Genomic DNA, 9,759 nt, shown 5'->3' with positions numbered 1-9,759 from the left:
ATCACAGTTATGAGGTACAGTCGTCCTGGGAAGCTGATTCCCTGTTAGGTGCGCTCTTACTTGGCGAATTTAATTCGCCAAGTAAGAGCGCACCTCTTGATGCAGCGCATCCCTATTCCCTATTCCCTATTCCCTATTCCCTATTCCCTATTCCCTATTCCCTATTTCCTCTTCTTTCTTCCCAGATCCGCTGTTCCGGTGATCCGCTGTTCCCTAAAATCCCGAAATTGTGTACCTCATAGCTATGAGAATTGCTATATATTCTACCCGACGGTTGAAGGATGCTGGGGAAAAGCGGGGTCATGAAATGCGGGTGATTGACTATATGCGCTGTTACCTGAATATTACAGCTCACAAGCCAATGGTAATGTATAGCAGTCGCCAGGGCAGTTAGGACATGACAAAAGTCTCACACCCTTTGTAAGCGATGCAGCGCGGTCTTGGGGGTTTCCCCCATGAGCGACTGCATCAAGAAGCGCAAGAGTTTGACTTCTGACAAATGACAAATGACTTCTGACTTCTGCTAGATCAGGGAAAACCTTTAGAAAACTTTGATGCCATTATTCCCCGGATCGGGGCATCAAAGACCTTCTATGGCACCGCTGTTGTACGGCAGTTTGAAGTGATGGATGTTTTTAGTGCTAATCCAACTCAGGCAATTTCCCGCTCCCGTGATCAACTACGCTCTCAACATATCCTTTCTCGTGAAGGTATTGGTTTGCCCGTAACTGGCTTTGCCCATTCAACCCAAGATATTGACGGTTTAATCGAGATGGTAGGTGGTGCTCCTTTGGTTATTAAACTATTGGAGGGTACCCAAGGCATTGGGGTGGTACTGGCAGAAACCCATCAAGCTGCCAAGTCCGTTATTGAAGCCAATCGCTGTTTAGACGCCAATATTTTAGTCCAAGAATTTATCAAAGAAGCAGGGGGTATGGATATTCGCTGCCTTGTGATTGATAGTAAGGTAGTGGCATCAATGAAGCGACAGGGAGCAGAAGGGGAATTCCGCTCGAACCTACACCGAGGGGGAACAGCAGAAAAAATCCAGTTAACCCCTGAAGAGCGTAGCACAGCAATTCGTGCTGCTAAAGCCATGGGATTACCCATAGCTGGGGTAGACATGGTACGCTCCCATCGTGGTCCGCTAGTGTTGGAAGTTAATTCTTCACCAGGACTAGAAGGAATTGAAAAGGCGACTGGGGTGGATGTGGCCGGGAAGATTATTGGATTTCTCGAAAAAAGTGCTGCGAATGAGAAAAAAGGTGGGCCTGGAAGTGGAGCTGTTCGCGATCGCATCAAGTATTAAATTGTGATTTAATTGTGATTTAATTGTGATTAAATTTTCAGCAAGCCTTTACAGAGAAAGACCGACCCCGTAGAGATAGTCAGCGATTACAAACTTAACTGGCTATCTAGGGTAAATGGACGATGATGGGGAGAGGATGGGCTGGTTATTCATTAGCTATCCTTGCTTCTGCTCTTTCTTGGGACTAGGATGCTCAGATTATATTTCTTTTCCCCTACCGGAAGCAATCCGAAAAAATGAGATGAGTAATCAGATTACTAAAAAAGCGCGATCGCTAGCTATGATCAAGGGCTTGATCGTGATTCGTGGCAAACTCTTCCAATGCTTGTGTAAGGGTACCTAATGCTGATCAATTCAATTTTGACGCAATCCTAGGTTATAGTTACTAGAAAATAGGTAAATTATTGATTAGGGTGTCAGGAATGAATCCAAGCCTGGAACAGTCAAGTATCGATACCACCAGTATGATGACATCTTCCGAACCATTGGTCGAGGTGCCGAAAATCTTGGCAGAAGAGCGCATGCAAAACGAGCGTATGCATGATGTCCTGCTGCTGCTGGAACATTTAGTAGAGAGGGAAGAAGCTACCGTGAAGCTCATCCTTGATTGCCTCTACGATGTCGGCTCAGTCAACCTGATCAACAAAAAGTTTCAATCTCGCTCCCTCAACTGGATGATGAAATCAATTGCCCGTATGTCGAAACCAGCCTTCAGAGTTGTTGCTCTGCGTTGGTTTAAGAAGAATTGTCCAGAACTAATTACTAAGTGGCTGGGGGAGCAAGTGCAAGGCAGCAGGGAGTAGGGAGCAGGGAGTAGGGAGTAGGGAGTAGGGGGAATAAAATTGAGTGTACCTCATAAGTACGAGAAACGCCTTTATGCGTAAGTCCTGAAAAGTTTACCGCTGGCTCAGCCTATCCTGACACCGAACAGCTTTTGGATAAAATAAGCTGACGGCTGAATGCTGACGGCTGAATGCTTACACCTTGAGTTAGGAATTTTCACCAACCCAATAGTTTACAAATCTGGTCAAGCAGTTGACAATTTTCTGCTTACAGAAGAATTCTGTTGTTGCTTTGATATCCGTCATTCAAAAGCTTTTTTAGCGCCCAAGGCCACTAGCATCCTCACAGTTTGTTCACAAAGTTTGATTAATCTTTCATCAGAGCTTAATCAAAGGAGCCGAATTTCTAAGTAAATACTCTGTTTCGGCCTAAACAACCAGCTGATGCCTAATGTCGTGACTATAGAGGGGAGGAGGAGATCGAAAGAGTCAATTGAGGCAAATGCCAGTTGTTAACAACTCCGATGCTACCAGATTTGCTCTAAAAACTCTGATTTAAAACTAAGGAGAACGTTGATGAACACACAATCAGAAACTGCCATTAAGCACAGTGATGTAATCAACCGGATAGTACTGAATCGCCAAAACACTGAAGAAATTGGTCGGGTAGCTGAGCTGTGGCTCGACCCAATGGCTCATAAAGTTTTGGGTTTGGTTTGCAAGTCAGGACTGCTGGGTCGCAAAAAACGGTCATTTACTTGGGCAGAAATTGAGGCGATTGGCTCCGACAGCATTCTAGTTTACCTTGACTCGGAAACCGCACCGAAAAAACCCCCATCAGTGGAATCGATTGTGGGACATCAGTTGTGGACGGACGGAGGGAATCAGGCAGGTACTTTGGTGGACTATAGATTCGACCCCCAAACTGGAAAGGTAGTTGAGTATATCTTTGGCTCCAAGGGCTGGCGTGGTGTCACTGATGGCACCTACCGACTTCCCCCTGTCGCCATCGCTAGTGTGGGGGGTAAACGAGTGATGGCGATCGAGGCGATGGTGCAAAACGCTGAGCAGTATACCGATGGCATCAACCAAAAAGTTGCTCAGGCGGCTGAATCCTTGAAAGATGACTACGCCAAAACCAAGGAAGATATGGCGGGGCTGATGGAAGGGGCTCAGGGGCTAGCGACTCAAGTCCAAGAAAATGCTAAAACAGTAGCGGGGAATGCCCAAGAGAAGCTCTCTGATGTCGCTGGTCAAGTGCAACAGACCACTAAAGAGCTAACTGGTAATGCTCAAGATAAGTTCTCTGAGGTCACCACTCAAGTGCAAGAAACTACTAAAAAAGTAGCGGAGAATAGCCAAAATAAGTTTTCTGAGGTTGCTGGTCAAGTACAACAGACTACTAAAAAAGTAGCGGAGAATAGCCAAAATAAGTTTTCTGAGGTTGCTGGTCAAGTGCAACAGACTACTAAACAGGTGACTGGTAATGTTCAAGAGAAGTTTTCTGATGTCACCACTCAAGTGCAAGAAACTACTAAAAAAGTAGCGGAGAATAGCCAAAATAAGTTCTCTGAAGTTGCTGGTCAAGCACAACAGACCACTAAGCAGCTAACTGGTAATGCTCAACAGAAGCTCTCTGAGGTCGCTGGTCAAGCACAACAGACCAATAAAAAAGTAGCGGGCAATGCCCAAGAGAAGTTTTATGAGATTGCTACTCAAGTGCAACAGACTGCTAAACAGGTGACTGGTAATGCTCAACAGAAGCTTTCTGATGTCACCACTCAAGTGCAAGAAACTACTAAAAAAGTAGCGGAGAATAGGCAAAATAAGTTTTCTGAGGTTGCTGGTCAAGCACAACAAACTACTAAACAGCTGACTGACCAGGCTAAGGAAAAACTAGTTCAAGTAAAGACAAAGTTGCCGAGTGCTGACTCCCCTACTACTACAGACGCTGCTCAGAAAGACAAGACACTCAAAGCTAGTTCTGAACCAGAATCTGCCGAAACAGCTCTTAAGCACTAACTCATTTGAGCAACGTGTTTTGTCTATACAACTCAAGGAGAAAAATACCATGAGACAAGTTGCAATACTGGTAACTAGACAATTTGCAATGGTGCTAAGTATTTTAGCGATCGCATCTTTGTTATCTCTAGCTACTGATGGTAATGAAAACTCTCAGTCTAAACCTACTCCGAGTTCACCAGAAGCAACTGCACCCCAAACACCAGCAGAAACCGCTGCATCCGAGAGAAAAGAAAAACAGAGCTCTCTGCAGAACATCATCTCTGTGTTAATGATCGCTGATCAGTAATGTAAGCATATGCGCTACTTCACAGGCTAGAAGCCTGTGCCACGCACCCTAGGCGAACAGCTCTCAGCCCTCAGCTCTCAGCCCTCAGCTCTCAGCCCTCAGCTCTCAGCCCTCAGCTCTCAGCCCTCAGCTCTCAGCCGTTGGCCTACGGCCAACGGCTGAATGCTTACTCAGTAATCACTTAGAAGGTAGCAAGAAACCTTTATTGAAGGAGTATTCAAACAATGATTACGACTGACAACAATAGCGATTGCGAATTTCTTCAAGAAGATAGTATATGGTCTGACCTCAGAGCACTTAGAGTTATCAATGGGCTGCAACAGGAGGTGCAAGCCCTAGAAGCCTCAGTGAAACGGCTCCAAATCTTGCTGGTTTTAAGTATTGTGATCCTAGGAGGTAGTATTGCTGCCATCAGTCCCCTTGGTGCTATGACTTACAAGCAGTTGCAGCAGCAATTTGCACCAGTAAATTTCTGGAAAAACACTCAATAAAACCGGTAACTTTTTTGATTAATTATTGACGGTTAACACTAAACACTAAACACTAAACACTAGAGTATTACTCAATTAATTTTGCCCATTGTTGATCATAAATTACCTACTATCTACTACCTACTAACTAATCACTGTTCTCTTTGCTATCAACCCTCAACACTAAACAGTTTCTAATCAAGGCCATGTCTAACAACAATCATCTAAGTGAAAAAAGCACGATCAACGATTTTTTTATAGACAACAAAGCCCTTCCCAACACAGCCCTTCCTGTTGTTACCCCAGCCAATCCTCTTGCTAATCTCCAACAGCAACATATCGAAGAAGTCGCTGAAGCATTGGTGGAATTTCAAATGACTGCCATGTCCGATAAGAAGAAACATGAGCAAGAAACAAAGCAGCTACAGAAAAAAATGGGTCGCTTCACCGCTATTTGGATGATTTTAATCTTGATGGTGGGAGCAGCAGGAGCATGGACAGGATATTTCTTTTATACCCAGCTCAAGCAGCTAACTACAGAAATTACGTCATTGAAAGAGGCTCAGGGAGAATTAGAACTATAGCGTTTATTGAATTTATGAGGTACAGTTATAAACCTCAAAGTCCCCCTTTTTAAGGGGGACCAACGGGGGATACCTTTGTACCTCATGGGAGATAGAATTGCTATAGCAAAACAAGTTCAACAGCTAGAACGTCAGCTATCTGAACTTAAAAACCAAGTGCCATCGAATCTGGCAACTGACTTAGAAGCTAACCAAAAAAAACTTTCAGCACTAGAAAAACAAGTCCAAGGAGTACAAGAAAGCGTTAAGCACCGCCAACAAGCCCTAGTGGTTTTAGCCAACGCTTTTCAAGACTTGGCTAATTTTGATCAGTCTAACCCTCCTGTGACTGCGACCTCAGCGGAAAATAGTCCAAAAGGTGGGGCTGTAAATCAATAATTGAGTAAGCTATCAGCTTATGTGCTACGCACACGCTACTTGAGGTGCTACCAGCTTAAGCGCTACAGATGGTGCTACTTGAGGTGCTATTAGCTTATGCCTATAGGGCAGGCTACACCGAACAGCTTTTGAATCAAATAAGCTGACCACTGACCACTGACCACTGACCACTGACCGCTGACCGCTGACCGCTAAATTCTTACCTTACAACCCCGCTTTTTCCCGTACCAGAGGATCGAGAATTGTCAGCAAACTCAAGGGCATCAGCTCTTGACTAAGGGATTGAGCATAGGCAGCACTCAGATAAGCTTGGTACTCTGATTTACCAGCAATATAGGTTTGGAAAAATGCTAAACTCAATGCCTTCATATACTCCTGAGCAATAGTTGGGTCAGGACCAACCACTGCCTCAGGTAAGGGGACATCATCTTCTGATGGGGCGAGGGTGGAAAAGTGGGTTCCTCTCTTGAGCAATACTAGATACTTCTGTAGAGTTGTCAGCCAAGTAAAGGGTTGAATCTGTTCTGGTAACGCTGGCGCTATGGTATCACCACTACCAGCGACTACCATCAGCGGCACTTGAATTTCGCTAAGTTGGGATTTTCCTAAGACTGTGCTAGTAATTGGATTAATTGCGATCGCACCTTTAATCCGTTGATCCGATAACTGATAGTCCTGTGGTGGCAAGTCAAAGGCACGACACTGAAGTAGTAGGGATATATTCAAGGTATCCTGATTTAAAGGAGCGCAATCCTTTTGCAATTGCTCAAAATTGATCTCGGCTCCAGCAAGAGCTAAGGATGTGTAACCCCCAAAGGACTGACCTAATACTCCCACCTGTTGCAAATTTAACTGCCCTTTAAAGGAACTTTCTAGTTCATCCAGTAACAACTTAATATCCACAGGACGGTTAATAAATTCTGATGGTGGAGCTGCCTCTTTGGCAAGACCAGTTAACAAAGCCTGTATTTGATCCGCATTACTGCCTGGATGTTCCGGTACAGCCACAGCAAATCCATGGGATGCCAGGTGACGGGCTAAGTACTCAAATGTCTTCCGTTCTGAACCCAGTCCGTGGGAAATAACAATCACTGGTGCTAACCCTTCCCTTGGGGACTCTGGCAAATACAAGTCAACGGGAAACTCTCGGCGACGGCTGAGGTGATCGAAGGTAATGGTTTGCTTGGCATAGTTGACTGAACCGGGTTGCCGTAAGTCTAGGGAAAAATCGGATAAACCTCGCTCTGTCTGGGCTGCGGCTTCCTGCTCTGATGCCTGTTCCACTGCTGCAATGGCGATCTGGGTTTGCTGAATCAGCTTCGATAAGTCATCAATAATTTCAAAACCCCGTTGTGAGTTAATCCGAATGCCGTAAGTCGGAAATTCCTGCAACACATTCAAAATCGTCAACCCTTCTGGCTTAAAAGCGGCTTTGATTAAAGCAGCTCGAATGGCATAGAAACCGGGTTGACGAGCTTTGGTTTGTATGACTTCACCTACCCGTTGTAGAATTATTTCCCCTTGAGGTGAGTAGAGGAATTGAGCGATCGCTACTGGTGTGACATCAATGGGAGTGATTAAGACCTCCCGCAGTTGTTTGAATTCTTCCGGCTTTACATACCCCGCATAGAAAGCTAAGGATGGCTCAACTTTGCCAACTGTCGCATAAACTTCTAGAGCTGCGATCGGTAGAGAAAACTCGATTGGACCATAGGAAATATAGATTTTCTCTGCTGCCTCAACTGGTGCATAAATCATCACTGGGGTGACCAACAATCCTAGATTCAGCAGCAGCCATCTTAGTCTAGTTTGTGGTTTACCTTTTGCGAATCTGAACATATAGGGTTTCCAAATGATTTGTAAAACTAGATTGTCATTTTTTCTAATACAAAAAACGCTGTATTACCTAATATTGTTATGTATCCGGAGTTTTGTGTTCCCTAACGCATTTCATTATTTGTTCACATCTCAAATGTAAATACTATAGCGCTACTACCTGTTCCCGACTCCCCACTCCCGACTCCCCACTCCCTAGTGCTGAATCGGGCCAGACATTTGTATTATTTAATAAGGATTTGTCAATTTTTGATGACATTTAGGGCTAGATTAAATAGACTGGGATTATGTTATAGCGAAATTTTGTGGTAGAGTGAATAACTCTAGCCAAGATTCAAGGTTGTTTTCCTAGAAAAGACTAACTAGTTTTTTAGTCTTTTTTGGGAGAATGGCTATGATTTTTTAAGATAAATATGATAGCGTCTTAAGATGGTGCATCTTAACAAAAACTGGGGAGCTATAAGGTGCTCATTCCAGGTAAATAGTACACTTTGTTTTCTGGGCAATTGTGTGTATAACTGTGGCTATGGGAAACTAGTTTACTCATTGAATACAGAACATGAATACGTTAAAAGGACGCGATTTTCTAGGCTTCACAGACCTCAGTGCTAGTGACATTCAGGAACTATTGGATAAAGCCACTAAGTTAAAAAAAGGTCAGTGGAATCCTAGGTGCAATAAGGTTTTGGGATTATTGTTTTATAAGGCTTCCACACGAACACGGGTTAGTTTTTCCGTAGCTATGTACCAACTAGGCGGTCAGGTGATTGACTTAAATCCCAATGTCACCCAAGTTGGTCGTGGAGAACCGGTAGTAGATACAGCGCGAGTGTTAGATCGGTATTTGGATATTCTAGCAATTCGTACCTTTGAGCAAAAACAGTTGGAAACCTTTGCTGAATATGCCAAGATTCCAATTATTAATGCTTTGACTGATTGGGAGCATCCCTGTCAGATTTTAGCCGATTTGTTAACGATTCAGGAATGCTTTGGAACACTGGCTGGTTTGACATTGACTTATGTTGGCGACGGTAATAATGTCGCTCATTCACTAATGTTGGGCTGCGCTCTAATGGGAATGAATGTCAGAGTCGCCACACCACCAGCTTATCAACCTGATAGTGCTATTTGTGAGCTTGCCCTGAAAACCGCAGCTAGCCGCACAGAAGTAATGGTTACCAATGACCCAATAGCTGCTGCCAAGGAATCTCAAGTAATTTATACTGATGTTTGGGCAAGTATGGGTCAGGAAGCTTCAGCTGAGGAGCGAATTCCAATTTTTGAGCCTTATCAAGTTAATCAACAGTTGTTAGACCATGCCGACCCATCAGCAATTGTACTCCACTGTTTACCCGCTCACCGGGGAGAAGAAATTACAAACCAGGTAATCGAAGGCTCGCGATCGCGTGTTTGGGACCAGGCCGAAAACCGTTTACATGCTCAAAAAGCTTTACTGGTCAGTCTTTTAGGGGTTGAGTGAATGGTAAGGGAATAGGGAATAGGGAATCGGGAGTAGGGAATCGGGAATCGGGAGTAGGGAGTCGGGAGTCGGGAGTCGGAACCCACCCCTAACCCCTCCCAGGAGGGGAACGGGAATCGGGAATCGGGAATCGGGAATCGGGAATCGGGAATCGGGAATCGGAAACCAATCCTATGTACCTCATTACTATGAGAAATGCTATAAATCCTGTTGATGGTTAACTGTTGACAGTTGACTGTTATGTTTCCGTTGATACTAGTTCTGGTCTCCAAACATAACTGTCACAAAAGTTTACAATTACTAATGTTTAAGGATTGGAGCCACGGTGTATAACTGAAGATGTAAATCCGGGTAAAGGCTCTAATTTACTAGATTTGCGTGAGCTACAACACCACCCCCGCTGATCATTCAGCTGCTATACGCAAACAAAATTGTTAACTTTTTTAAATTAAACTACACATAGCAGATGGAGCTTACTGAATTTATAGAACGTTCTATTGGACGTTGGCGATCGCAACGCAGCGGTCATCACTTAGCGTTTAGTCACTTTGAGGAAATACGGTCAACTATTGATATCGTTGCCCTTGAGGCTGATGACTCAGCTGTGAT

11 protein-coding genes and 2 pseudogenes are annotated in these 9,759 nt (G+C 44.3%); 11 read left to right on the top strand and 2 right to left on the bottom strand.

The genetic code is table 11. From position 1 onward, the window contains the following. The 9 genes and pseudogenes from LYNGBM3L_RS48030 to LYNGBM3L_RS29790 all read left to right on the top strand — a co-directional run. Positions 1–242: pseudogene (locus LYNGBM3L_RS48030) on the top strand (hypothetical protein); the annotation flags it as partial. A gap of 2 nt (positions 243–244) precedes the next feature. After that, on the top strand, positions 245–394 hold the full coding sequence (locus LYNGBM3L_RS42120; protein WP_008190201.1) for a hypothetical protein: 150 nt from the start codon (positions 245–247) through the stop codon (positions 392–394). Positions 395–532: 138 nt separating this feature from the next. Next, positions 533–1,309 (top strand): annotated as a pseudogene (gene rimK, locus LYNGBM3L_RS29830) (30S ribosomal protein S6--L-glutamate ligase); the annotation flags it as partial. A gap of 422 nt (positions 1,310–1,731) precedes the next feature. Continuing rightward, complete coding sequence (locus LYNGBM3L_RS29820) at positions 1,732–2,112, top strand: hypothetical protein (protein ID WP_008190197.1); 381 nt, start codon at positions 1,732–1,734, stop codon at positions 2,110–2,112. 555 nt (positions 2,113–2,667) lie between these two features. After that, positions 2,668–4,113, top strand: coding sequence for a PRC-barrel domain-containing protein (locus tag LYNGBM3L_RS35140; protein ID WP_008190193.1), 1,446 nt, complete (start codon positions 2,668–2,670; stop codon positions 4,111–4,113). Positions 4,114–4,162: 49 nt separating this feature from the next. Next, positions 4,163–4,402, top strand: coding sequence for a hypothetical protein (locus tag LYNGBM3L_RS29805; protein ID WP_008190191.1), 240 nt, complete (start codon positions 4,163–4,165; stop codon positions 4,400–4,402). Between the two features lie 224 nt (positions 4,403–4,626). After that, positions 4,627–4,893: a hypothetical protein gene (locus LYNGBM3L_RS29800; RefSeq protein ID WP_008190189.1), complete on the top strand. Its 267-nt coding sequence runs from the start codon at positions 4,627–4,629 to the stop codon at positions 4,891–4,893. A gap of 185 nt (positions 4,894–5,078) precedes the next feature. Next, positions 5,079–5,456, top strand: a complete 378-nt coding sequence (locus LYNGBM3L_RS29795) for a hypothetical protein (RefSeq protein WP_008190188.1) — start codon at positions 5,079–5,081, stop codon at positions 5,454–5,456. 84 nt (positions 5,457–5,540) lie between these two features. Further along, positions 5,541–5,834, top strand: a complete 294-nt coding sequence (locus LYNGBM3L_RS29790) for a TroA family protein (RefSeq protein WP_008190185.1) — start codon at positions 5,541–5,543, stop codon at positions 5,832–5,834. A 204-nt stretch (positions 5,835–6,038) separates the two neighbouring features. On the opposite strand, the gene LYNGBM3L_RS29785 is transcribed toward LYNGBM3L_RS29790, so the two are convergent. After that, on the bottom strand, positions 6,039–7,673 hold the full coding sequence (locus tag LYNGBM3L_RS29785; RefSeq protein WP_008190184.1) for an alpha/beta hydrolase: 1,635 nt from the start codon (positions 7,671–7,673) through the stop codon (positions 6,039–6,041). A gap of 556 nt (positions 7,674–8,229) precedes the next feature. On the opposite strand from LYNGBM3L_RS29785, the gene argF reads away from it, so the two are divergent. After that, positions 8,230–9,150 carry an ornithine carbamoyltransferase gene (argF, locus tag LYNGBM3L_RS29780; protein ID WP_008190182.1) on the top strand — a complete coding sequence of 307 codons (921 nt, stop codon included), beginning with the start codon at positions 8,230–8,232 and terminating at the stop codon, positions 9,148–9,150. On the opposite strand, the gene LYNGBM3L_RS44585 is transcribed toward argF, so the two are convergent. Next, positions 9,111–9,422, bottom strand: coding sequence for a hypothetical protein (locus tag LYNGBM3L_RS44585; RefSeq protein WP_154659960.1), 312 nt, complete (start codon positions 9,420–9,422; stop codon positions 9,111–9,113). The genes argF and LYNGBM3L_RS44585 overlap by 40 nt on opposite strands. 194 nt (positions 9,423–9,616) lie before the next feature. On the opposite strand from LYNGBM3L_RS44585, the gene LYNGBM3L_RS37395 reads away from it, so the two are divergent. After that, positions 9,617–9,759 (top strand): phycobiliprotein lyase (locus tag LYNGBM3L_RS37395; RefSeq protein WP_161603204.1); only part of this gene is annotated, 143 nt, incomplete at its 3' end.

The organism is Moorena producens 3L (assembly GCF_000211815.1).
Taxonomy (GTDB): Bacteria; Cyanobacteriota; Cyanobacteriia; order Cyanobacteriales; family Coleofasciculaceae; genus Moorena; species Moorena producens.
Note: the sequence above shows the minus strand (reverse complement) of the source record. Positions and strands in the feature narration are given on the sequence as shown.